General features: G+C 59.7%; 23 protein-coding genes and 1 other annotated feature. Of the genes, 15 read left to right on the plus strand and 8 right to left on the minus strand.

From position 1 onward, the window contains the following. Nucleotides 1-29 precede the first annotated feature (29 nt). Together hisG and hisL are read right to left on the minus strand one after the other, a co-directional pair. Nucleotides 30-929, minus strand: a complete 900-nt coding sequence (hisG, locus tag OHJ17_RS08650; protein WP_002912152.1) for an ATP phosphoribosyltransferase — start codon at nucleotides 927-929, stop codon at nucleotides 30-32. Between the two features lie 47 nt (nucleotides 930-976). Then, nucleotides 977-1,099, minus strand: a sequence feature (His leader region). After that, entirely contained in the window at nucleotides 1,075-1,125 is a 51-nt protein-coding gene (hisL, locus tag OHJ17_RS08655; RefSeq protein ID WP_004899375.1) for a his operon leader peptide, read from the minus strand. It overlaps the preceding feature by 25 nt. A 176-nt stretch (nucleotides 1,126-1,301) precedes the next feature. Between hisL and OHJ17_RS08660 the strand changes: the two genes are divergently transcribed. The 4 genes from OHJ17_RS08660 (at nucleotide 1,302) to plaP (ending at nucleotide 4,703) form a co-directional block, all read left to right on the plus strand. Further along, a complete protein-coding gene (locus tag OHJ17_RS08660; protein WP_004152513.1) occupies nucleotides 1,302-2,126 on the plus strand; it encodes an SDR family oxidoreductase in 825 nt (274 codons plus the stop codon). A 38-nt stretch (nucleotides 2,127-2,164) separates the two neighbouring features. After that, nucleotides 2,165-3,055: a LysR family transcriptional regulator gene (locus OHJ17_RS08665; RefSeq protein WP_080823649.1), complete on the plus strand. Its 891-nt coding sequence runs from the start codon at nucleotides 2,165-2,167 to the stop codon at nucleotides 3,053-3,055. A 237-nt stretch (nucleotides 3,056-3,292) separates the two neighbouring features. Further along, nucleotides 3,293-3,355 (plus strand): membrane protein YoeI, encoded by a 63-nt coding sequence (gene yoeI, locus OHJ17_RS26435; RefSeq protein WP_096335043.1) that lies wholly within the window; start codon nucleotides 3,293-3,295, stop codon nucleotides 3,353-3,355. Next, on the plus strand, nucleotides 3,345-4,703 hold the full coding sequence (plaP, locus tag OHJ17_RS08670) for a putrescine/proton symporter PlaP (protein WP_004148994.1): 1,359 nt from the start codon (nucleotides 3,345-3,347) through the stop codon (nucleotides 4,701-4,703). The genes yoeI and plaP overlap by 11 nt, the downstream gene beginning before the upstream one ends. Nucleotides 4,704-4,885: 182 nt before the next feature. On the opposite strand, the gene OHJ17_RS08675 is transcribed toward plaP, so the two are convergent. Then, complete coding sequence (locus tag OHJ17_RS08675; protein WP_002912109.1) at nucleotides 4,886-5,197, minus strand: ArsR/SmtB family transcription factor; 312 nt, start codon at nucleotides 5,195-5,197, stop codon at nucleotides 4,886-4,888. Nucleotides 5,198-5,436: 239 nt separating this feature from the next. Here OHJ17_RS08675 and fusA point away from each other — a divergent pair, with 239 nt between their 5' ends. Further along, nucleotides 5,437-7,539 carry an elongation factor G gene (gene fusA, locus OHJ17_RS08680; RefSeq protein ID WP_023317046.1) on the plus strand — a complete coding sequence of 701 codons (2,103 nt, stop codon included), beginning with the start codon at nucleotides 5,437-5,439 and terminating at the stop codon, nucleotides 7,537-7,539. A 216-nt stretch (nucleotides 7,540-7,755) separates the two neighbouring features. Here fusA and sbcB read toward each other — a convergent pair whose 3' ends face one another. Then, nucleotides 7,756-9,180: an exodeoxyribonuclease I gene (gene sbcB / locus OHJ17_RS08685; RefSeq protein WP_023317045.1), complete on the minus strand. Its 1,425-nt coding sequence runs from the start codon at nucleotides 9,178-9,180 to the stop codon at nucleotides 7,756-7,758. Between the two features lie 180 nt (nucleotides 9,181-9,360). On the opposite strand from sbcB, the gene dacD reads away from it, so the two are divergent. From dacD to cobT, 7 genes are all read left to right on the plus strand, one after another. After that, the gene (gene dacD, locus OHJ17_RS08690) at nucleotides 9,361-10,524 is read left to right on the plus strand and encodes a serine-type D-Ala-D-Ala carboxypeptidase DacD (RefSeq protein WP_004153104.1); all 1,164 of its coding nucleotides are present in this window, start codon (nucleotides 9,361-9,363) and stop codon (nucleotides 10,522-10,524) included. 517 nt (nucleotides 10,525-11,041) lie between these two features. Further along, nucleotides 11,042-12,529, plus strand: coding sequence for a group II intron reverse transcriptase/maturase (ltrA, locus tag OHJ17_RS08695; RefSeq protein ID WP_162660611.1), 1,488 nt, complete (start codon nucleotides 11,042-11,044; stop codon nucleotides 12,527-12,529). A gap of 81 nt (nucleotides 12,530-12,610) precedes the next feature. Further along, nucleotides 12,611-13,084, plus strand: a complete 474-nt coding sequence (gene sbmC, locus OHJ17_RS08700) for a DNA gyrase inhibitor SbmC (protein WP_023286689.1) — start codon at nucleotides 12,611-12,613, stop codon at nucleotides 13,082-13,084. Nucleotides 13,085-13,182: 98 nt separating this feature from the next. Continuing rightward, nucleotides 13,183-14,241: an FUSC family protein gene (locus OHJ17_RS08705; protein ID WP_002911885.1), complete on the plus strand. Its 1,059-nt coding sequence runs from the start codon at nucleotides 13,183-13,185 to the stop codon at nucleotides 14,239-14,241. A 167-nt stretch (nucleotides 14,242-14,408) separates the two neighbouring features. Next, nucleotides 14,409-14,732, plus strand: a complete 324-nt coding sequence (locus OHJ17_RS08710) for a DUF496 family protein (RefSeq protein ID WP_002911883.1) — start codon at nucleotides 14,409-14,411, stop codon at nucleotides 14,730-14,732. Nucleotides 14,733-15,046: 314 nt separating this feature from the next. Then, nucleotides 15,047-15,787 (plus strand): adenosylcobinamide-GDP ribazoletransferase, encoded by a 741-nt coding sequence (gene cobS, locus OHJ17_RS08715; protein ID WP_004180482.1) that lies wholly within the window; start codon nucleotides 15,047-15,049, stop codon nucleotides 15,785-15,787. Between the two features lie 27 nt (nucleotides 15,788-15,814). Further along, nucleotides 15,815-16,882 (plus strand): nicotinate-nucleotide--dimethylbenzimidazole phosphoribosyltransferase, encoded by a 1,068-nt coding sequence (gene cobT, locus OHJ17_RS08720; RefSeq protein ID WP_114505235.1) that lies wholly within the window; start codon nucleotides 15,815-15,817, stop codon nucleotides 16,880-16,882. A 42-nt stretch (nucleotides 16,883-16,924) separates the two neighbouring features. On the opposite strand, the gene OHJ17_RS08725 is transcribed toward cobT, so the two are convergent. After that, a complete protein-coding gene (locus OHJ17_RS08725) occupies nucleotides 16,925-18,034 on the minus strand; it encodes an adenosylhomocysteinase (RefSeq protein ID WP_004200363.1) in 1,110 nt (369 codons plus the stop codon). Nucleotides 18,035-18,232: 198 nt separating this feature from the next. Here OHJ17_RS08725 and OHJ17_RS08730 point away from each other — a divergent pair, with 198 nt between their 5' ends. Continuing rightward, the gene (locus OHJ17_RS08730; RefSeq protein ID WP_002911879.1) at nucleotides 18,233-18,964 is read left to right on the plus strand and encodes an HPP family protein; all 732 of its coding nucleotides are present in this window, start codon (nucleotides 18,233-18,235) and stop codon (nucleotides 18,962-18,964) included. Between the two features lie 21 nt (nucleotides 18,965-18,985). Here the strand turns inward: OHJ17_RS08730 and OHJ17_RS08735 are convergent, their stop codons facing one another. Further along, a complete protein-coding gene (locus tag OHJ17_RS08735) occupies nucleotides 18,986-19,375 on the minus strand; it encodes a tautomerase family protein (protein WP_004175282.1) in 390 nt (129 codons plus the stop codon). Between the two features lie 115 nt (nucleotides 19,376-19,490). Between OHJ17_RS08735 and OHJ17_RS08740 the strand changes: the two genes are divergently transcribed. After that, nucleotides 19,491-20,447 carry a LysR family transcriptional regulator gene (locus tag OHJ17_RS08740; protein ID WP_023317043.1) on the plus strand — a complete coding sequence of 319 codons (957 nt, stop codon included), beginning with the start codon at nucleotides 19,491-19,493 and terminating at the stop codon, nucleotides 20,445-20,447. Here OHJ17_RS08740 and OHJ17_RS08745 read toward each other — a convergent pair. Beyond that, nucleotides 20,407-21,147 carry a lipoate--protein ligase family protein gene (locus OHJ17_RS08745; protein WP_020804127.1) on the minus strand — a complete coding sequence of 247 codons (741 nt, stop codon included), beginning with the start codon at nucleotides 21,145-21,147 and terminating at the stop codon, nucleotides 20,407-20,409. The genes OHJ17_RS08740 and OHJ17_RS08745 overlap by 41 nt on opposite strands. A 46-nt stretch (nucleotides 21,148-21,193) precedes the next feature. Further along, nucleotides 21,194-22,513 carry a shikimate transporter gene (gene shiA / locus OHJ17_RS08750; RefSeq protein ID WP_020317069.1) on the minus strand — a complete coding sequence of 440 codons (1,320 nt, stop codon included), beginning with the start codon at nucleotides 22,511-22,513 and terminating at the stop codon, nucleotides 21,194-21,196. A 307-nt stretch (nucleotides 22,514-22,820) separates the two neighbouring features. Here shiA and OHJ17_RS08755 point away from each other — a divergent pair, with 307 nt between their 5' ends. Next, nucleotides 22,821-23,318 carry a putative pterin-binding protein gene (locus OHJ17_RS08755; protein WP_004198821.1) on the plus strand — a complete coding sequence of 166 codons (498 nt, stop codon included), beginning with the start codon at nucleotides 22,821-22,823 and terminating at the stop codon, nucleotides 23,316-23,318. The last annotated feature ends 1 nt before the right edge of the window (nucleotide 23,319 follow it).

Below are 23,319 nucleotides of genomic sequence, written 5' to 3' on the forward strand. Positions count from 1 at the left end.
CCCTGTGTGTCCTGTGACCGGCTGGCCGATTACTCCATCATTTTCTCAATCGGCAGCACCAGAATGGAGCTGGCGCCCAGCGCCTTCAGTTTTTCCATGGTCTCCCAGAACAGGGTTTCGCTGCTGACCATGTGCATCGCCACGCGCTGCTTGTCGCCTGCCAGCGGCAGAATAGTCGGCCGCTCGGCGCCCGGCAGCAGGGCAACCACTTCTTCCAGGCGTTCGGTCGGGGCGTGCATCATGATGTATTTCGACTCGCGGGCCTGAATCACGCCCTGAATACGGGTCAGCAGGCGGTCAATCAGCTGCTGTTTGGCGTCGGCCATTTCGCCGTCGCGCTGGATCAGACAGGCTTTGGAGCGGTAGATCACTTCCACTTCGCGCAGGCCGTTAGCTTCCAGAGTGGCGCCGGTGGAGACGAGGTCGCAGATAGCGTCGGCGAGGCCGGCGCGCGGCGCCACTTCCACGGAGCCGTTCAGCAGACAGGATTTAAAGGAGATACCTTTTTGATCGAGGTAGCGCTTCAGCAGGTGAGGGTAAGAGGTGGCGATGCGTTTGCCGTCCAGCGCCGCCGGGCCGTTCCAGGCTTCATCCACCGGAGTCGCCAGCGACAGGCGGCAGCCGCCGAAGTCCAGACGGCGCAGGGTGAAGTAGCGCGGGTCTTCGCCCTGAGCGCGGCGGCTGAGCAGCTCTTCTTCCAGCACGTTTTCGCCGATAATGCCGAGGTCGACAACACCGTCCATCACCAGGCCCGGGATATCGTCATCACGCACGCGCAGAATATCGATTGGCATATTTTCCGCCAGCGCAATCAGACGCTGGGTGTGCAAATTGACTTTAATGCCGCAGCGGCTGAGTAATTCGCGTGAATCTTCGCTTAAACGGCCTGATTTCTGAATAGCTATGCGTAAACGAGTGTTGTCTAACATTGTTCTTTTCCTCTGAATACCTGTCTGAATCTGTCCGAATTTGGTCCAAAAAAAAGCCCCCGGAAGTGAATCTTCCGGGGGCTCTCTGCGCGTTCATGCACCACTGGAAGATCCAAACGTCTTCCAGCACACATCGCCTGAAAGACTAGTCAGGATGATGGTGATGATGGTGGTGTTTAAATTGAACGCGGTTCATAAAAATTCTCTGTGAATGACTATGCATTTGATGTCCTTTAACCTAAACCACTTCCGCCGCAGAAAGCAAGGGCTTTTTTCTATCATTAATTCATTTCATATTGAGCGAAGAAATTGTCAGTTGCCGCTGGCTGGCGTAGCCTGTAATCAGCACAGCGAAAGAGTCAGGAGCCTGGGATGAAAAAGGTCGCGATAGTCGGTTTGGGATGGCTGGGGATGCCGCTGGCGCTGTCGTTGACGGCGCGAGGCTGGCAGGTTACCGGCAGTAAAACTACGCAGGATGGCGTGGAGGCGGCGCGGATGTGCGGGATCGACAGCTATCCGCTGCGCCTGGAGCCGCAGCTGGTCTGTGATACCGAGGACCTCGACGCGCTGATGAACGTCGATGCGCTGGTGATCACCCTGCCGGCCCGGCGTACCGGGGCAGGGGAAGGGTTTTATCTGCAGGCGGTGCAGGAGATCGTCGATACCGCGCTGGCTTACCATATTCCGCGGATCGTCTTCACCAGCTCCACCTCGGTGTATGGCAACGTCAACGGTACGGTGAAGGAGAATTCCCCGCGTCTGCCGCAAACCGCCAGCGGACAGGTGCTCAAGGAGCTGGAGGACTGGCTGCACAACCTGCCGGGGACGTCGGTGGATATTCTGCGCCTGGCCGGGCTGGTGGGGCCTTCCCGCCATCCGGGACGTTTTTTCGCCGGCAAGTCGGCGCCGGATGGCCAGCACGTGGTCAATCTGGTGCATTTGCAGGATGTGGTGGCCGCCATCGAACTGCTGCTGCAGGCCCCGAAGGGCGGGCACATCTATAATCTATGTGCGCCCCGCCATCCGGCGCGCGGCCTCTTTTATCCGCAGATGGCCCGCGAGCTCGGTCTGCCGCCGCCGGTGTTCAGCGACAGCCCGGACGGCGGCCAGGGCAAGATTGTGGATGGCAATCGTATCTGCAATGAGCTGGGGTTTGAGTACCAGTACCCCGATCCGCTGGTGATGCCGATGGAGTGATCCGCCAGCGGTGATTCGCATACCGTAAGGGGGTAGCGATGAAACTACTGCTGGATGTCCTCGTGATCCTGGATGCCCTGGAAAAAGAGGGGAGCTTTGCCGCGGCGTCGGCAAAGCTCTTTAAAACGCCCTCGGCGCTGAGCTACACCATTCACCGCCTGGAAAGCGATCTCAATATTCAGCTGCTCGACCGCAGCGGCCATCGCGCGCGCTTTACCCCCAGCGGACAGATGCTGCTGGAGAAAGGGCGGGAGGTGCTGCATATCGCCCGCGAACTGGAGATCCGGGCGGTTAAGCTGCAGCAGGGGTGGGAGAATAGCCTTCGTCTGGCGGTGGACAGCACCTTTCCCGTGGCGCTGCTCTCGCCGCCAATCGCTGCATTTTATCAACAACAGCCGCTGACCCGGCTGCACTTCACGCTGAACCCCTCCCTGCTGGACTGGCGGCCGCTGACTGACGGGCAGGCCGATCTGCTGCTGGGGGCGCTCGGCGAGCCGCCGCCGCTGAGCGGTTATGACTATCTCCCCCTCGGCGAGCTGGAGCTGCTGCTGGTCGTTGCCCCACAGCATCCGCTGGCGCGACACCGCGCACCGTTGAGCTGGCGAACCCTGCGCCGTTATCGGGCGGTGGCCACCGGCGAGGGCGGGGCGCTACTCAGCGATCAGGAGACCCTGACGGTGTGTGACGCCGCGGGGCAGCTGGCGCTGCTGCGCCTGGGGCTGGGCTGGGGGTGCCTGCCGCGCTATCAGGTGCAGGGTCTACTGGACAGCGGCGAGCTGGTCTGCATGACCGTGCGCGGGCTATCGTCTCGTCAACGCGCGTGGATCGCCTGGAATGACGCCACCTGCGGTTTGGCTGGCAAATGGTGGCGGGAAACGCTATTAGCAAATAGTGCTATTTTTACAATTTATCATACGGAAACCGTATAGATATTAGCACGTTAAAAATTATGCTTACGCAATGAACTTCATAACATCTTGTCAACGCCGTTGAATTTGTTGCAAAATATGCGGCCTGAAAACCAGAGACTAGCCGACGCTTTTTTTTAAAGTGTCGGTTATTTTTTTGGTCGAAAGACACATCATTCAATACCAAGAGGCCGGGCTTCGTACCGGATAGATATTTACTAAAAACCGACAGTCGTTGTCGCTGAGGAATAGAAAGAAATGGGGCAATTTTTTGCTTACGCGCTGGCGTTCACCGTAAAAGGGGATAACTATGTCGCATAACGCTACTCCAAATACCTCTCGCGTGGAATTACGTAAAACGCTTACGTTAGTTCCGGTTGTAATGATGGGCCTGGCCTATATGCAGCCGATGACGCTGTTCGATACGTTTGGTATCGTCTCTGGTATGACCGACGGTCACGTGCCGACGGCCTACGCCTTTGCGTTAATCGCTATCCTGTTTACTGCCCTGAGCTATGGCAAGCTGGTACGTCGTTACCCTTCTGCCGGCTCGGCGTATACCTATGCGCAGAAATCCATCAGCCCGACCGTTGGCTTTATGGTGGGTTGGTCCTCGCTGCTCGACTACCTGTTCGCGCCGATGATCAACATTCTGCTGGCGAAAATCTATTTTGAAGCGCTGGTGCCTTCGATTCCGTCGTGGGTGTTTGTTATCGCGCTGGTCGCCTTTATGACCGCCTTTAACCTGCGCAGCATTAAATCCGTGGCCAACTTCAACACCGTGATCGTGGTGCTGCAGGTGGTGCTGATTGCCGTTATCCTCGGCATGGTGATTTATGGCGTGTTTGAAGGCGAGGGCGCCGGTACGCTGGCCAGCAGCCGTCCGTTCTGGTCCGGTGACGCGCACGTGATCCCGATGATTACCGGGGCGACGATCCTGTGCTTCTCGTTTACCGGTTTCGACGGCATCAGCAACCTGTCTGAAGAGACCAAAGATGCAGAGCGCGTCATTCCGCGCGCGATCTTCCTGACCGCGCTGATCGGCGGCCTGATCTTCATCTTTGCCACCTACTTCCTGCAGCTGTACTTCCCGGATATCTCGCGCTTTAAAGATCCGGATGCGTCACAGCCGGAAATTATGCTCTACGTGGCAGGTAAAGCCTTCCAGGTTGGCGCGCTGATCTTCTCCACCATCACCGTACTGGCGTCCGGTATGGCGGCGCACGCTGGCGTGGCGCGTCTGATGTACGTTATGGGCCGCGACGGCGTGTTCCCGAAAAGCTTCTTCGGCTACGTGCACCCGACCTGGCGCACTCCGGCGATGAACATCATCCTGGTCGGCGCGATTGCGCTGCTGGCGATTAACTTCGACCTGGTGATGGCGACGGCGCTGATTAACTTTGGTGCGCTGGTGGCGTTTACCTTCGTTAACCTGTCGGTGATTTCCCAGTTCTGGATCCGTGAGAAACGCAACAAGACGCTGAAAGACCACTTCCAGTATCTGTTCCTGCCGATGTGCGGCGCCCTGACCGTCGGCGCGCTGTGGGTCAACCTGGAAGAGAGCTCGATGATTCTGGGCCTGATCTGGGCCGGTATCGGTCTTGTCTACCTGGCCTGCGTGACCAAAAGCTTCCGCAACCCGGTGCCGCAGTACGAAGATGTGGCCTAAGGCATAGCGTGATGTAAATAAGAAAAGCCGGAGGGAAATCTCCGGCTTTTTTTTCGCTTGGCTCGGTGCGATATCTTTTGCCCGGCGGCGCTGCGCTTGCGCGGGCCTACGGTGATGGTTAACCTTCTGAAATTTAATGGTTATGTAGGCCGGGTAAGCGAAGCGCCACCCGGCAGAAGAGCTTATCCTGCCTGCACCATAACTTTCAGCAGCGTATCCAGCAGGCCGGGAAAACGGGCGTCCAGATCTTCCCGGCGCAGCGAAATCATGTTCTCCCGTCCCTGAGGCCGTTGCCATATCACACCGCTGTCGCGCAGGACGCGCCAGTGGTGGGTCATGGTGGACTTGGCCACCTCTTCCTGGCGCAGGGCGTTGCAGCTCAGCTCGCTGCCGTCGGCCAGCGTACGAATGATCTCCAGTCGCAGTGGGTTACCGAGCGCGGAAAGGACATTTTCCAGGCGAATTTGTTCTCGTTCGGGGTGATTGGCGATCATAATAATCCTGTGTCGGCGGTGGCGCGGCGCATGGCAGCCGCAGCCCATATCGGCGGCTGGCGGCTACTATACCCAAACTCCGGTTCAGATACCACGCGCGCCGCCGCAACCTGCCCAATCGTAATGATAGCAAAAATAGTTCGAATATACTCGTACAGTTGTACTAAGATAGACGCAGTTAAATGAACTGCGGATCATTCCGACCGCAGACTGACCGTCAAAACGACTAAGGACGCATCATGCCCCGACCCATCCCTCTCGAACGTTATCGCAACATCGGTATCTCCGCGCATATCGATGCCGGTAAAACCACCACCACCGAGCGCATCCTGTTTTACACCGGGATGAGCCATAAGCTGGGTGAAGTACACGATGGCGCGGCAACCACCGACTGGATGGCCCAGGAGCAAGAGCGCGGGATCACCATTACCTCGGCGGCGGTAAGCTGCTTCTGGCCGGGTATGGACCGCAGCTTCGAGCCGCACCGGATCAATATCATCGACACCCCGGGGCACGTGGATTTCACCATTGAGGTGGAGCGTTCCATGCGCGTGCTCGACGGCGCGGTGATGGTGTATGACTCCGTCGGCGGGGTGCAGCCCCAGTCGGAAACCGTCTGGCGCCAGGCGAATAAATACCACGTTCCGCGGCTGGCCTTCGTCAACAAGATGGACCGCCCGGGGGCGGACTTCTTCCGCGTGGTGCAGATGATGATCGACCGCCTGAAGGCTAACCCGGTGCCGATTGTGATCCCCATTGGCGCTGAAGAGCATTTCACCGGCGTCGTCGACCTGGTGAAAATGCGCGCCATCCTGTGGGATGACGCCACCCAGGGCATGACCTTTAGCTATGGGCCAGTCCCTGACGATCTGTTGGCGACGGCGCAGCAGTGGCGGGAGAAAATGGTCTCGGCGGCGGCGGAAGCCAGCGATGAGCTGATGGATAAATACCTGGAAACCGGTGAGCTGGACGAGGCGGAGATCGTCGCCGGTCTGCGCCAGCGCACGGTGAAGGGAGAGATCCAGGCGGTGCTCTGCGGGAGCGCCTTTAAAAACAAAGGCGTGCAGCGCATGCTCGATGCGGTGGTGGAGCTGATGCCGTCGCCGCTGGATATTCCGGCGATACAGGGCGTTGATGAGCAAGGCCAGCCGGCGGAACGCCATCCGAGCGACGATGAGCCGCTGTCGGCGCTGGCGTTCAAACTGATGACCGACCCCTACGTCGGCCAGTTGACCTTTATCCGCGTCTACTCCGGGACGCTGAAGAAAGGCGATGCGGTGTGGAACCCGGTGAAGGGCAAGAAAGAGCGCATCGGGCGTATCGTGCTGATGCAGGCCAACGACCGTCACGAAGTTGACGAACTGCACGCCGGGGATATCGCGGCCTGCGTCGGTCTGAAGGATGTGACCACCGGCGATACGTTATGCGATCCGGATGCGGTGATTACCCTCGAACGGATGGAGTTTCCGGAGCCGGTGATTTCGCTGGCGATTGAGCCGAAGACCAAAGCGGACCAGGAGAAAATGGGCATCGCGCTGCAGCGGCTGGCGGCGGAAGATCCGTCGTTCCGTCTGCATACCGATGAAGAGTCCGGCCAGACGATTATCTCCGGCATGGGTGAGCTGCATCTGGAGATCATTGTCGACCGGATGAAGCGCGAGTTTGGCGTCGAGGCCAACATTGGCCGTCCGCAGGTCACCTACCGCGAAACCCTGCGCAAGAAAGTGACGGACGTGGAAGGCAAATTTGTGCGCCAGTCCGGCGGCAAAGGGCAGTACGGGCACGTTGTGCTGACCCTGGAGCCGCTGGAGCCGGGCAGCGGATTCGTCTTCGAGGACGCCACCAAAGGCGGCGTGGTGCCGCGCGAGTACATCCCTTCCGTGGAGAAAGGGCTGCGCGAAGCGATGGGCACCGGCGTGCTGGCGGGTTATCCGGTGATTGACGTGAAAGCGACCCTGACCTTTGGGTCGTACCACGACGTGGACTCCTCGGAGATGGCGTTCCGCATGGCGGCGATCTTTGGCTTCCGGGAAGGCGCGCGCAAAGCGGATCCGGTGATCCTTGAGCCGGTGATGCACGTCGAGGTGGAGACGCCGGAAGAGTACGCCGGGAATATTATGGGCGATCTCTCTTCCCGTCGCGGGATGGTGCAGGGGATGGAAGAGCGCTTCGGCAGCCAGATCATCCGCGCCGACGTGCCGCTGGCGGAGATGTTTGGTTATTCCACCACGCTGCGCTCGATGTCGCAGGGACGGGCAACCTACAGCATGGAGTTCCACCATTACGCGGAAGCGCCGCGTAATGTGGCGGATGAAATCATCGCCAGCCGCGCGAAAAGCTAAGCAACGTTCCCGGGTGCGACGCGAGGCGTCTTACCCGGGCTACTCTGGTACCAGCGCCCAGGCCCGGTAAGGCGAAGCCGCCACCGGGCAAAAAGGTAAGCACGAACTGGGGACGCAATACCCGGCGGCGCTGCTGGACTGCCCCCAAAAGTTGGACACCCAACTGAGTTTGTAGCCCGGGTAAGGCGTTAGCCGCAACCCGGGAATTTCAGCCAATCAGACAATATCCTGCACGTACTGCCACAGCGCCTTCAGCTGCGCCAGCTTCTCTTTATCATCCGCATACTGCTGATACAGCATTTGCAGCTCATCGGCATAGGCCTGCAAAAACGCCGGCGTAAACACCTGACGACGATGCTCTAACCAGCGCTGCTGCTCATGTTCATCGAGCGTGCCGGGGAAGTTGCGCGCCCGGTAGTTAAACAGCAGGCGTTCGATGCGCTTGTCGGCGAAGGTGATATCCAGCGCCGGCAGATTGCGCGGTTCGGTTTCCAGCACGATTTTCATCGCCGCGCGGTCGGCATCGCTAAAGAACCCATTGTACAGCTGGGCGTCGACGTTTTCGGACGGCACGAAGGGTTCGGCTTCGGCATAGACCGCCACTACCTTCTCGCGCACCTGCGGATTCGCCCGCAGCAGCTGGGCGTTCTCCAGACAGCGCTCAATAGAGATCCCCAGCCGGTCGGCATCCTGCGGGCGCAGGGTATTGGCCTGGGCCAGTACCGGACATTTATTAAGATGCACCAGCTTAATCGGCGCCGCCGGCAGATCGCCAAGCTCGGCGCGCGGGGTGTAAAGCCGCTCGCGCAGGGCATCGGCATCCAGTTCCAGCAGCGGCGCCATATCGCCCGCCAGATCGACCATAATCACCGCATTGCGGTTTTCCGGATGCCAGGCCAGGGGCGCCACCAGGCTGGTGTTGCCGCGCGCGGCGCCAAACATGCCGGAGACATGCACCAGCGGTTTCATCTGCGGCACGTCGATGAGCGTCGCCAGCTTGCGCTTATTGCGGTGGCTGTAGAGATAATCAAACAGCCGCGGCTGCCGGGTTTTCACCAGCTTCGCCATGGCGATGGTGGCGTACACATCGGCCATCGCGTCATGGGCGTTCTGGTGTTCAATACCGTTGGCGACGGTCAGATGTTCAAGCCGGAAGCTGGGCAAACCCTCGTCATTCTCCGGCCAGGCGATCCCTTCCGGACGCAGGGCATAGCAGGCGCGCATCACGTCGAGCAGATCCCAGCGCGAGTTATCGTGCTGCCAGCTCCAGGCATAAGGGTCATAGAAGTTGCGATAGAAGATATTCCGCGTCACTTCGTCATCAAAGCGCACGTTGTTATAGCCGACGATACAGGTTTGCGGCACCGTGAATAGATCGTGGATGCGGCGGGCAAATGTGGCCTCATTATCCCCTTTGGCCAGCGCTTCCTGCGGCGTGATCCCGGTGATCATCACCGCCTGCGGCTGCGGCAGGTAATCGTCAGCGGGTTTGCAGTAAAACACTTCGGGCTCGCCGAGCACATTCAGCTCCGCGTCGGTGCGGATGGCGGCGAACTGCGCCGGCCGGTCGAGGGAAGGGCTGGTGCCGAAGGTTTCATAATCGTGGAATAAAAATCCGGGCTGGTTGACGCTATCTTGCATAGTCTGTTCATTATCCGTGGTGGCGTGCGACCGGTATGGTAAACGATTTGCCCGGTCATCAGAAGGGTCGTGGCAAGCAACTTCCTCTGCTATGTCATATTTTCTTGCAATTAAACCCTGATATGAAACGCGAAGTTCCGTAAAAAGGACGGCGGATCTGTAAATCTAGAGGATATGCCGTTGAAAGGCCGTTTGTTTATTGCTGTATCTTTGCTCGCTTCGAGCGTTTCCTGCGCATTTGCCGTCGACTTACCTGCTACGGTCGCGCCGCCTTCCATTCAGGCTGGCTCCTGGGTGCTGATGGATTACACCACCGGTCAGGTGCTGACCGCGGGTAACGAACATCAGCAGCGCAATCCTGCCAGTCTGACCAAACTGATGACCGGCTACGTGGTCGATCGCGCCATCGACAGCCATCGTATCACCTTTGACGATATCGTCACCGTGGGTAAAGACGCCTGGGCGAAGGGCAACCCGGTGTTCGACGGGTCATCGCTGATGTTCTTAAAGCCAGGGGATCGCGTCAGCGTCCGCGACCTCAGCCGTGGGCTGATTGTCGACTCCGGTAACGACGCCTGCGTCGCGCTGGCCGACTATGTCGCCGGCGGCCAGCCGCAGTTTGTCGCCCTGATGAATCAGTATGTCGAAAAACTGCACCTGCGGGACACCCATTTCGAAACCGTCCACGGCCTCGACGCCCCGGGCCAGCACAGTTCGGCCTATGACCTCGCGGTGCTCTCGCGGGCGATTATTCATGGCGAACCAGACGTCTACCACATGTACAGCCAGAAAAGCCTGACGTGGAACGGGATCACCCAGCAAAACCGTAACGGTCTGCTGTGGGATAAAACCATGAACGTTGATGGCCTGAAAACCGGCCACACCTCGGGCGCCGGGTTCAACCTGATCGCCTCGGCGGTGGATGGCCAGCGCCGGCTGATCGCCGTGGTGATGGGGGCGGACAGTCCGAAAGGCCGCGAGCAGCAGGCCGCTAAACTACTGCACTGGGGGCAGCAGAACTTCGACACCGTGCAGGTGCTGCAGAAGGGGCAGAAGGTCGGCACCGAGCGTATCTGGTACGGCGATAAAGAGCAGATTAAGCTCGGCACCGATCAGGATTTCTGGTTAGCCCTGCCGAAGGCGGAAGTGTCGCGCATTAAAGCGAAATATGTGCTGGATAAGAAGGACCTTGAGGCGCCGATCGCTGCCAATCAGCGGGTTGGCGAGATTTCACTGTATGACGGCGACAAGGTGGTGGGGCACTATCCGCTGGTCACCCTCGAAAGCATCAATAAAGGCGGAGTGTTCTCGCGAATGAGCGATTACCTGCATCACGAGCTGTAACCACGCCAACCGCCTCTTTGCAGGCGGTTTTTTTTCGTCTGTCGCTCGTGCTGGCGGGGCGCCTGTTTTTACAGCAGTGTGGTGGCGACTCTGTGAATTCGCGCACATACTGAGGGGGGGATCTCCTGTTAAATTAACTGTATATTTATACAGCGTGCGCCGGGAGACCGGTAGAGATCAAGGGGTGAAAGTCCCCGACCATTGAAGGACCAGCAATCCACAAGGTCCCCGAGTCATGCGTTGCATACCGCGAGGTATGGGGCGAAGCGTTGACAGGGGTGTTGACAGGCCAGCCATTGAGCCACGAAATGTATATTAAATTACCGGGTGCCGACGTTGTACTGTTAACGGAAGGCAACATCATAGGGTGCGATACTGCGAGTGCCACATGGACCCGGCGGGGTCTGAGACCCTGGCATGTCAATACGATCTCTACGCGGGAACCGGGAGATCTCCCCTCTGACCATCTGCCAGTGTCGGAGATGGCCCGCACCGGGAAGACGAGGAGTCATAGCCGGTGATGTACGGAGAGGAGAAGTCGGACTCGCTCATAGTAGCGGCGAAGCAGGCGAACAACCCGAAAGGAGCGGAGTCAGTGGAGCGAAGGAGCGGGGCCAAGGGGAACGTGGAACAGCCACACATGCGCCGGACACAGAGCCGGGAAAGCATGTCACAGAGGCTGTCACGCGTGCGGGAAGCTGCGAAGCAGCGGAAGAAAGAACGGTTTACAGCATTGTTCCACCTGCTGACAGTCGAAGCACTGGAAGCCGCATTCCTCTCCCTGAGCAGGAAAGCGGCCGCCGGAGTGGATGGCATCAGGTGGATGGACTACGCCGGAAACATGAAGAACAACATAACAGATCTGCACCGGAGGCTACATCAGGGCAGCTACAGGGCGCAGCCCGGCAGGCGTCACTACATCCCAAAAGCGGATGGAAAACAACGCCCGCTCGGCATCGCCTCGCTGGAGGACAAGATCGTCCAGTATGCGCTGGTGAAAATCCTGAACGCAGTCTATGAAAACGACTTTATGGGGTTCTCATACGGGTTCAGACCCGGGCGAAGCCAGCACGATGCACTGGACGCACTGGCCACAGGGCTGGTACGCACTAACGTAAACTGGGTACTGGATGCCGACATCAGTCAGTTCTTTGACAGGGTGAGCCACGAATGGCTGATCAGGTTCACAGAGCATCGGATCGGCGACCGGAGGGTAATCAGGCTCATACGTAAGTGGCTCACAGCCGGGACGTCGGAGGAGGGTCAATGGCGAGCAACGGAGGAAGGCACCCCACAGGGTGCGGTCATCTCACCGCTGCTGGCAAACATATACCTCCACTACGTCTTCGATCTGTGGGCGCATCAGTGGCGACGTCGCTATGCCACAGGCAATGTGGTAATGGTCAGATACGCCGATGACATCGTCATCGGGTTCGACAAACGATACGATGCCCGGCGCTTCCGTATAGCCATGCAGCGCAGACTGAGGGAGTTCGGACTCACGGTTCACCCGGAGAAAACCCGTCTGATGGAGTTCGGCCGCTTCGCTGCCGAAAACCGTGCCATCAGGGGAAAAGGCAAACCAGAAACGTTCAACTTCCTCGGGTTCACGCACATCAGCGGGAAAGATCGCAACGGCAGGTTCATGCTGATACGAAAGACCCGCCGGGATCGGATGACGGCAACTCTGAAAGCCATCAAAGACGGTCTGCGAAGGCGCTGGCATTACTCAATCCCCGAACAGGGAAAATGGCTCAGGAGAGTGGTTCAGGGATACCTGAACTATCACTCGGTACCGGGCAACTTCCCCACCATGCAGAAGTTCAGGACACACGTAACAAACCTCTGGCGCCGGGCGCTCAGGCGCAGGAGCCAGAAGGATGATACGACCTGGACGAAAGCAAACAAACTGGCAGCCGCATGGCTACCAAGGGTTCGGGTTCTTCATCCATGGCCTGTGGAGCGGTTCACCGCCAGACACCCGAGGCAGGAGCCCGGTGCGTAAATCGCGCACGCCGGGATCTGTGCGGGGGGTATCCGGTAACGGGTATCCCTACCGCGACAATTTATCTCCAAAGGAGGCAAGATGAACTACAGCATCACCACCCTCGGCAAGAAAACCATCGCCGGTTTCCATCTGGTCGGGCCCTGGGATCACACGGTCAAGCAGGGGTTTGAGCAACTGATGATGTGGGTTGAGAACCACCAGGTACCCGCCCGCGAATGGGTGGCCGTCTACTACGATAACCCGGAGGAAGTGCCGGCGGAAAAACTGCGCTGCGCGACAGCGGTCGCCGTGGATGAGGATTATGTCATTCCCGCCAACAGCGAAGGGGTGATCCTGGCGGCGATTGCCGGCGGGGATTACGCCTGCGCCCGCGCGCGGGTGGTGGAGTACGACTTCGCCACTCCGTGGATGCAGTTTTTCGACAGCCTGCAGCAGAGCACGGCGTATCGCATCGCCCCCCAGCCCTGCTTTGAGGTCTATCTTAACGACGGCAACCACGACGGCTACTGGGATATCGACATGTATGTTCCCGTTGAGCGCGTCGCGTCGTAGCGGTTTACCCCTGTTCCGGACAAGGTTTTTTACATTCCCGGCATGCTCCGGGCGAAAAAGCAGTTACAATTGGCCTTTTCGTTTTGCCGGAGAGGGTTGTGCGCGCTGATAAATCACTCAAGCCATTTGAGATCCGCTTGTATCGCCATTATCGGGTGGTGCATGGTGTGCGGATTGCGCTGGCCTTTGTGCTCACTTTTTTGCTGGTGCGGCTGCTGAACGTGCCTGAGGGAACCTGGCCTCTCATCACTCTGGTGGTGGTGATGGGGCCGATCTCCTTCTGGGGTAACGTCGTGCCGCGGGCGTTTCAGCGTATCGGCGGCACGATCCTCGGTTCGGCGCTGGGGCTGGTGGCGCTGAAGCTTGAGCTAATCTCCCTGCCGCTGATGGTCCTCTGGTGCGCGGCGGCGATGTTCCTCTGCGGCTGGCTGGCGCTGGGCAAGAAACCCTATCAGGCGCTGCTGATCGGCATTACTCTGTCGGTGGTGGTCGGGGCGCCGCCCGGCGATATGCATACCGCGCTGTGGCGAAGCGGCGACGTGATCTTCGGCTCGCTGCTGGCGATGCTGTTTACCGGCATCTGGCCGCAGCGGGCGTTCATCCACTGGCGCATCCAGATGGCCAGCTATGTCACCAACTTTAACCGCCTCTACCAGGCCGGCTTCTCGCCAAATCTGGTGGATCGACCGCGGCTGGAAAAGCATCTCCAGCAGGCGCTGAACGACGTGGTGAAAATGCGCGGGCTGATCACCCCCGCCAGCAAAGAGACGCACATCCAGAAGGCGATCTTCGAGGCTATCCAGACCGTCAGCCGCAACCTCGTCTGCATGCTGGAGCTGCAGATCAACGCCTGGTGGGCAACGCGTCCGGGTCACTTCGTGATGCTCAATGCGCACACCCTGCGGGAGACGCAGCAGATGACCCAGCAGACGCTGTTGTCCATCGCCCACGCGCTGTACGAAGGGAACCCTCAGCCTGTGCGCGCCAACAATGAAAAGCTGACTGAGATCGTCCTCGAACTGCGCCAGCTGCTGAAAGAGCAGGGTGATGACGGCCTGGCGGAAACCCCGGTCCATGGCTATGTTTGGCTCTCAATCGAACTGGCGCGCCAGCTGGAGCTGCTCTCGCATCTGATCTGCCGCGCGTTGCGCAAATAAACATCAGATGCACCGGGTAACCACATGGGTTGTTTCGATTCAGCAGCGTTTAGGGTTATGATAAACGCAAAGGAAAAAACATTGTCATCAGCGGCTGCTAGCAGTTATGTTAGCCCTATAACGCAGTCGCTTTACGAATCCGAATCTCAATTATTAGGGGTGTAAAAATGGAAACAACTAAGCCTTCTTTCCAGGACGTACTGGAGTTTGTTCGTCTGTACCGTCGTAAGAACAAACTGCAGCGTGAAATTCAGGACGTTGAGAAAAAGATCCGTGATAACCAGAAGCGCGTTCTGCTGCTGGACAACCTCAGCGACTACATCAAACCGGGCATGAGCGTGGAAGCCATCCAGGGCATCATCGCCAGCATGAAGAGCGATTACGAAGATCGCGTTGATGATTACATCATCAAAAATGCCGAGCTGTCCAAAGAGCGCCGCGACATCTCGAAAAAACTGAAAGTGATGGGCGAAGCCAAAGTCGAAGGCTAAACCCTGCCGGTCCGGCGGCAGTCAGCGTCGCCGGGCTGTTCCGCGTTTCCCTCTCTTCCCTGCTTTTTTCTGCGAAAACTTTGTTCCGGCAACTGCCTCTCCTCACCGACACTTTGCTATACTGGCCCGCGAAAAACGTATTGATATCGGAAAGGTTTCTCTCATCCTGGCCGGGCATCTGACGCAGCGGCGTCAGGGCGATATCTCAACACCTCTCACCTCTCCGACGATCGATTCGCCAGAAGACAAACTCAGGTGCTGACCGGGCGCGACAGAACTCTTCCGCTGCTTTCGCCGACAGGAGTCAACCTCACGTGATTAAGTCATTCTTTGCTGCACTCTCGTTTATCAGCCGCCTGCCGGTCCCGGCGCGGTTATCTCAGGGCCTGGAGATCGAACAGTACCAGCGCAGTATCGTCACCTTTCCGCTGGTCGGTTTACTGCTCGGCGCCATCGCCGGCGCGGTGGCGCTCCTCCTGCAGCCGTGGTGCGGCGTCCCGCTGGCGGCGCTGTTCGGCGTGCTGGCGCTGGCGCTGCTCACCGGCGGATTCCACCTTGACGGGCTGGCTGATACCTGCGACGGCATTTTCTCCGCCCGCACCCGCGATCGGATGCTGGAGATCATGCGCGACAGCCGGCTGGGCACCCACGGCGGGCTGGCGCTGATCTTCGTGCTGGTGGCGAAAGTGCTGGTGGTTGGCGAGCTGCTGCTGCGTGATATCCACCCCATCGCAGCCCTGGCGGCGGCCTGCGCCGTTGGTCGCGGGATGGCGGTGCTGCTGATGTATCGTCATCGCTATGCGCGGGAAAAGGGGCTGGGCAATCTGTTTATCGGCAAAATTAGCCTGCAGCAGACGCTGGTGACGATGGCGATGGCGATCGCGCTGGCCACCGCCCTGCTGGGGCTGCAGGGGCTGCGCGCCGCGCTGATCACCCTGGTGCTGATTTGGGGTCTGGGATGGGCGCTGAAGCGAACCCTCGGCGGGCAGACCGGGGATACCCTCGGGGCGGCGATTGAGCTGGGCGAATTACTCTTTTTACTGGCGCTGCTGTAAGGCCTGACGCCAACGGTGAGGAACAGAATGGAAACACTTTCGGCGTTACTGGCTGCCATTCCGCAGCCCGATGTGGCGGCCATGGCGCGCGCTCAGCAGCATATTGATGGCCTGTTAAAGCCGCCCGGCAGCCTTGGCCGTCTGGAGACGCTGGCGGTGCAGCTGGCCGGTCTGCCTGGCTTGCAGGGGCAGCTGGCGCTGGCGGAGAAAGCGATTGTGGTCATGTGCGCCGACCATGGCGTCTGGCATGAAGGCGTGACCCCTTCGCCGCAGGTGGTGACGGCCATTCATGCCGGCAATATGGTGCGGGGCAACACCGGCGTCTGCGTGCTGGCGGCGCAGGCCGGGGCCAGGGTGCAGGTGGTGGATGTCGGCATCGATGCCGACCCGCTGCCGGGCCTGATTAACCTCAAGGTGGCCTGCGGTAGCGGGAATATCGCCCGGACGGCGGCGATGAGCCGCCAGCAGGCGGAGACGGTGCTGCTGGCCAGCATGCATCTCACCCGCCAGCTCGCTGCCGACGGGGTGAAAGCCTTCGGCGTCGGCGAATTGGGAATGGCCAATACCACCCCGGCCGCAGCGACGATCAGTGTCCTGACGGGCAGCAACCCTGACGCGGTGGTGGGCTGTGGGGCCAATCTGCCGCTGGCGCAGCGTGGCCATAAGGTGGCGGTGGTGCGCCAGGCGATAGCCCATAATCAGCCGAACCCGGCCGACGGGCTGGATGTCCTGGCGAAGGTGGGGGGTTACGATCTGGTGGGCATGACCGGGGTGATCCTCGGGGCGGCCTCCTGTGGCCTGCCGGTGGTGCTGGATGGCTTCCTCTCCTATGCCTCTGCCCTGGCCGCCTGCCGCATGGCCCCGTCGGCGCACCCTTATCTTATTCCTTCACACCTGTCGGCGGAGAAAGGGGCGCAGATCGCCCTCGACGCGCTGGGTCTGCGGCCGTATCTCGATATGGACATGCGCCTGGGAGAGGGCAGCGGCGCCGCGCTGGCGATGCACCTGTTGGATGCCGCCAGCGTGATGTACAACCAGATGGGAACGCTGGCGCAGAGCAATATTGTGTTGCCCGATAGCGCGCCGTCGTCCTGATGGTAAAGCGCATCGTCCCGCGATGGGGGCGATGCGCCGGGTTTACAGGGCCTGCTGCCAGACCGCCTGGGGCAGGAGATAAACCTTCGCCGGGGCGCGCATGCCGTCGGTGACAATATGGCGGATGCCGCTGGCCATCACCGCGAGGGTGACGTCAAAGGCGTTCAGGCTATCGCCGAAGCCAGCGGTCAGATTGAGCATCGAACCATTGGCCAGCAGATAGACGGTTTTGTCGGCCATGCGGTAGGCGTTGATATACGGCATCACCTCTTCCTGGGGGTACTGGCGCAGGTAATCGCCGTCGATCTCTTCCGCCACGTGGCCGACGTTAAGGATAAATACTCCCGCTTTCGCGCGGTCCAGCGCCTGGCGATTAACCACGTTTTTACCGCCTGTCGCCGTGGCCACCACGTCCGCCGAGGCGATAGCCTCCTGGAGGTCCACCACGTGCCAGCCGTCGTAGGCCGCCTGCAGACGGCGGGCAGGATCGATCTCCGCCACCATCACCTGACCGCCAAAAGCTTTTGCCGCCGCCGCGACGCCCTGGCCGACCAGGCCGTAGCCGATCACCAGCACTTTTTTCTCATGCAGGGTGAGGTGAGTGGTCTGGAAGAAGGTGTGCCAGGCGGTGAGACCGACCATATGGCGGTTGTGCAGCCCCTCTTTGACCGGCAGATCGTCCCAGTTAAAGATCGGATAGCCTGGCTGAATATCCCCCAGCCGATTGACGCCCGAGCCGGTGGCTTCCAGACCCGCCACGATGTTCCCAAACTCGCCGCGCTGGTGGAGCAGGGTGGTGATATCGGCGCCCATCTCGCACAGGTGAGTGGGCTGCCAGGCAATCGCTTTTTCCCATGACTGTTGCCAGTCGGCATCGCTCATATTGCGCCACGCGCAGGCCTCGGCGCCGCGCTCCACCAGCCAGGCCACCACGTCGTCCTGCACGGTGGTGGGGTTACAGGTGGTTAAAAAGACCTGAGCGCCCTTGTCGAGGATCCCCTGCACCAGCGGGATCATTTTCATGTCGAGGTGCATACAGCAGGCCAGACGCACGCCGCTGAGGTCGGGCAGCGCGGCGACCTGACGCAGGGTACGCGGCATATTCTGGCTGGCCCATGCCACTTCTTTCGCTAAAGAGATTTTATTATTCACTGGGTTATGACCTTCAATTCGCAAAAGGGGTATCCCCCTGACCGAAAAGGGATTCTATCAGCCCCCGCGAGAATTCACAGCACAATGCCGTCGGACATCGCCGCGCGCGCTATCCCCTGCGAAAGACAGGGTTGTTAATTTAAGGTTAAAAAAAGAAAATAAAATATAAGTAATTCCTATGATTTGAGCGATGAAGCGATGTTGAGTGTTATTCCTGCGGGGATATTTTCACGGCTGCGGATTTTCCTTGGCCGCCTGAAGCCGCACGCGCTGCCGGTGGCCCGCCGGCATATCGTGCTGGGATCCATTGGCGCCGGCACCGGACTGGCGGTGACCAGCATGTTCAGCCACTGGCTGCTCGGCGAAGTCAATCTGTGGTTTATTGCCCCGATGGGGGCCTCGGCGGTACTCCTGTTTGGCGTACCGAGCAGCCCGCTGGCGCAGCCGTGGTCGATTGTCGGCGGCAACGTGCTGTCGGCGCTGATCGGCGTCACGGTGGGTATGCTGGTCCCCGATGCGGCGCTGGCCTGCGGTCTGGCGGCGGCTCTGGCCATCGCCGGGATGTATTTTCTGCGCTGTCTGCATCCCCCCGGCGGCGCGGTGGCCCTGACGGCGATCCTCGGCGGCGCCGGGGTGCACAGCGAAGGCTATCACTTTGTGCTGACCCCGGTGCTCCTCAACTCGCTGATGCTGGCGCTGCTGGCTATTGTGTTTAATAACCTGGTTGGCCGCCGTTATCCGCATCCGCTGGCGGCGGAGGAGGTCAAATCCAGGGCGGTGCCGCTGGGTATTTCGGTCACCCGGGAAGATATTCACGCCGCGCTGCTGGAAGGCCAGTTCCTCGACATTGATGAAGACGATGTCCAGGAGTTGCTGGAGAATATCGAGCAGCAGGCGCGGCAGCGTATCGCGACGGCAGCCCGCCGCTAAGGGGGTACTGCGGGCTGCGGGTTACAGATCGCCGGTAAGATACTGCGCGACCCCGCGGCCAAAGCTCCAGTCGCCTTTCTGGTTACTGATAATCGACACCATCAGATCATCGCCGCTCAGGCCGCAGTGTTCCGCCAGCTCCTCCTGCAAAATGGCGAAGAAGCGCTGCTTCTGCGCCTCGCTGCGCGGGCTGGTATAGACCCGCACCACCACCAGATCCCGCGTGCGGGTCAGTCCGAGGCCGGTATCTTCAATCACCATATGATGGGCTTTGTTTTCATGAACAATCTGGTAACGGTCGCGTTCTGGTACCTCGAAGGCGCGCAGCACGGCGCGATGGGCGGCATCCAGCAGGGTTTTGACCTCCTGTTCCGTACGGCCTTCAATCAGGTCAAATGTCAGTAATGGCATGCAGGTGCTCCTTATCGTTAGGGAATAATGATGGGCTCAACAAGATGCTAGCCGATGCCGCCGCCGGCAAAAACCGCTATAGTTGAATACATTGTTTTTACTGGTGAACAATCACATGAGCGAGAGTCGTCCGGAGAGTTACTGGCTCCATCTGTACTGGCTGACGGTGCTGGAAGAACAAAAAAGCTATACCCGGGCCGCGGAAAAGCTGGGGATCAGCAAGTCGGCTATCAGCCAGAAAATCAGCGAGCTGGAGCGGGTGACCGGTAAAACCCTCGTCCATCGCACCACCCGCAGCGTGAGCCTCAGCGACGACGGACTGCGGCTGGTGGCGGAGCTCAACGAGCCGTTTGGTCTGCTGCGGGATATTTTCACCGGCGCCTGCGATGAGGGCGGGCCGCTGCGGGGAACGCTGCGCCTGACCGCGCCGGTGGCCTTTTCCCGCCAGCAGCTGGTCCCGGCAATCGCGCCGTTTTTGCATCAGCATCCCCAGCTGCATCTGCAGCTTGAGGTCACCGACCGGCTGGTCTCTCTGGCCAGCGAAGGGTTCGATCTCGCCATCCGCCACTGTCGGCGCGAGGCGCTCCCCGATACCCACGTCGCCTGGCCGCTGTGTCACACCGCGACGCTTACCGTCGCGTCCGCCGATTATATTCGCCGCCATGGCCGCCCGGAGACCCCCGAAGATCTGCGCCACCACCAGTGCCTGACCTATCCCCGTGGTCCACAGCGCCCGCAGTGGACGTTCGCCTCCCGTCAGTCGCCCGATGCTCGGGTGACCATCAACGTGCAGGGGCCATTCGCCACCAATAACAGCGAGTCGCTACGTGATGCGGTGCTGGCGGGGCTTGGGGTGGCGCTGTTGCCGGATTTCAGCGCCCGGGAGGCCATTGGCCGCGGGCTGGTGCAGGAGCTGCTGCCGGCGTGGCAGCCGGTGGAGGTGTTTGCCGACCGGCTGTACGTCATCCGGCCCTATACCCCGCGCGTGTCACGCGCGGTGGAAACCTTCAGCCGCTATCTGAAAGCGACCTTCAGCGAGCCGCGTCCAGCTCCTGCGCCAGCGCCTCGCTAAAGCGGGGCAGCAGATGGCGCTCGCCGGGAAGCAGTTGCGCGAGAGTAACGGTCTTGTCAGCGCAATAGACCCGCTCGCTGCCGAGCTGCGCTTCGAAGGCGTTCGCCGCCTGATGCGCCGCGCTCAGATCGGCGTCAATAAGGATCACCGCATGGGCCAGCACCACGTGGCCGCCGCCCGCCGCCAGCGGCCGCCAGTACTGGGCGGTACCGACAATCTTGCGCGCCTCCGCGCCTTCTCCGCAGGCAAGATTATACCGTCCATCGCAAAAGGAACCGCTCACCGCCCGGGGGTGGCTGGCAACGCCGAAGCGCGCGAGGGTGCGCTGCAGCACAGCGCACAGCGAATGATAGATCGGTTCGGCGGCTTCGCCGAGCGGCTGCTGCACCGGCCAGGCGAGGCTAAGGTTGATAATGCCCGGCCCCTGGGGCACCAGACCGCCGCCGGAGCGGCGAAGCCATACCGGCCAGCCGCGCGCGGCAAAATGCGCGCTGACCGCCGGCAGATCCGTAAACTGACGATAGCTCCCCGGCACCACCAATCCCTGCGGCGCCTGCCAGAGCTGGGCGACGGCCTCGCCGGCGCTGGCTTTAGCAAACAGCGGCTGTTCGGCCTGGGTGGGATCCTCGCAAAACTGCAGCGCCAGCGAGGAGGGGGAAAAACGGCGAGGCCAGCAGTCGGCCAGGGTTAACTGAGACATGCATTCTCCTTACCGGAGGGCGCGGGTTACGCCCTCCGCTGGTGGGTCAGTCGACGGGGTGCTTTTTCATCATCAGCGCGGTGAGCGCTGACAGCAGGCATCCTGCGGTCAGATAGAGGGCCACGCTGTGCCACGATCCGCCGGAGAAGGTGACCAGCGCCGCGGCAATAAACGGGGTAAAGCCGCCGCCGACCACGCTCGCCACCTGGTAGCCGACGCCGGCGCCGCTATAGCGATAGCTGGCGCCGAACAGCTCGGTAAACATCGGCTGCTGGACGCAGACCACCATATCATGGGCGATATTGGCCAGCATCAGGGCGAAGAACAGGATCCAGAAAACGGACTGACTCTCCAGCGCCATAAAGAACGGGAAACCGCTCAAAGTGCCGATCAGCGCCCCGGTGATATAGATCCGCCGACGGCCAAAGCGGTCTGCCAGCCAGGCGAAGCAGGGGATAGTCAGGCAGCTAAGACCGCCCACCAGCAGGCCAATGTTGAGAAACAGCTCGCGCGGCAGGCCGAGGTTTTGCGTGGAGTAGTTGAGGGCGAAGGCGGTGACGATATACATCGTCAGCAGCTCACACAGACGCAGGGCGATAATCAGTAAAAACGCTCCCGGATGGCGAAGCAGCGCTTCCACTACCGGTAGCCGCTTTTTCTTCTGCGGCGCGTTGTCCTGGCTCTGCTGCGCTTCAAACTCCTGCGATTCCGCCATGCCGTTACGGATCCACAGCGCAATAAGGACCAGCACCACGCTGAACAGGAACGGTAAGCGCCAGCCCCAGCTGAGGAACTGCTGGTCGCTGGTCAGGCTGCTAATCAGCGATACCAGACCGGTAGAGAGCAGGAGGCCGACGCCGTAACCCACCTGCACCCCGCTGCTGTAAAAGGCTTTTTTCCCCTGCGGGGCATTCTCCACCGAGAGCAGCGCCGCGCCGCCCCATTCGCCGCCGACGGCGAATCCCTGAACCGCACGCAGGAACACCAGCAGCACCGGCGCCCACCAGCCGATCTGGTTGAACGAGGGGAGCAGGCCGATGCAGGCAGTGGCGATACCCATCATCCAGACGGTCATCATCAGCATCCGTTTCCGCCCGAGGCGATCGCCGAAGTGGCCAAAAATAATTCCGCCGAGCGGGCGAAAAAGAAACCCAACGCCAAAGGTGGCAAAGGCGGCAAGCGTTCCCATCGCCGGGCCGATTTGCGGGAAAAATTCGCGGTTGAACACCAGCGCGGCGGTAATGCCATAGAGAAGAAAATCGTACCAGTCGACCACCGCGCCGGCAAAACTACCCCAGGCCGCCCGCCGGGCCCGATGTAGTGAATCTGGCGCCTCGCCGGGCTGCACGCTTATTGTTGAATCCATACCCTGTCCTGTCAGTCACGTACTTCATTGTTATTGGAATGAGACGCTTTTACCGTTGCGTCTGCTCTGAGACTACCGCGCAGCGGCCGTGGAGGAAAGTAGTTTGCCTGCTAAGCGGGGGAGATGGCGCAAAAAAGAATCGATGGGAAAGACGGTCGAAATCACACCCTGGACTTAACATTCTGGCAATTTGCCATCCAGCTTATACTTTTAATTAAATCAACGGATAACAAAGATGGACACCTTTTAAGAATCGACGTAAATGGTTTACACTTAACGTGTCTCCCTCTCTGGAATGGTGAGTAAAATGCGTCTACTTCTTGCAGTTTTATTTTGTTCTGTCATGTTGCCTTCTGCTTATGCTGAAAAACTGCCTGCGCCGACAGGAAAACCTGTACTGACCATTTCCGGAAAAATCGGAAATATGAATGTCGGCGACAAGGCCGTTTTTGATCTCGCAATGCTGGAAAAACTGGGGATGAAGACGATAGAAACCACCACCCCCTGGTACACCGGCAAGGTTCGTTTTGACGGTATTCCCCTTAGTAAACTCATGGATTTAGTCGGCGCGAAAGGCACATCGGCCCGCGTGCTGGCGCTGAACGACTACACCACCATTATCCCGATTGATGATTTTTATAAATTCCCGGTCATTATGGCGTTAAAAATGAACGGTCAATATATGCGCATTCGTGATAAAGGCCCGTTATTTATTGTCTACCCTTACGACAGCAGTGCTGAATTACAGAACCAGATCTATTATTCCCGATCGGCCTGGCAAGTTTCAAAGATGATTATAGAATAAG

It is taken from the genome of Klebsiella sp. KP20-425-1, assembly GCF_025813515.1.
GTDB lineage: Bacteria > Pseudomonadota > Gammaproteobacteria > Enterobacterales > Enterobacteriaceae > Klebsiella > Klebsiella pneumoniae.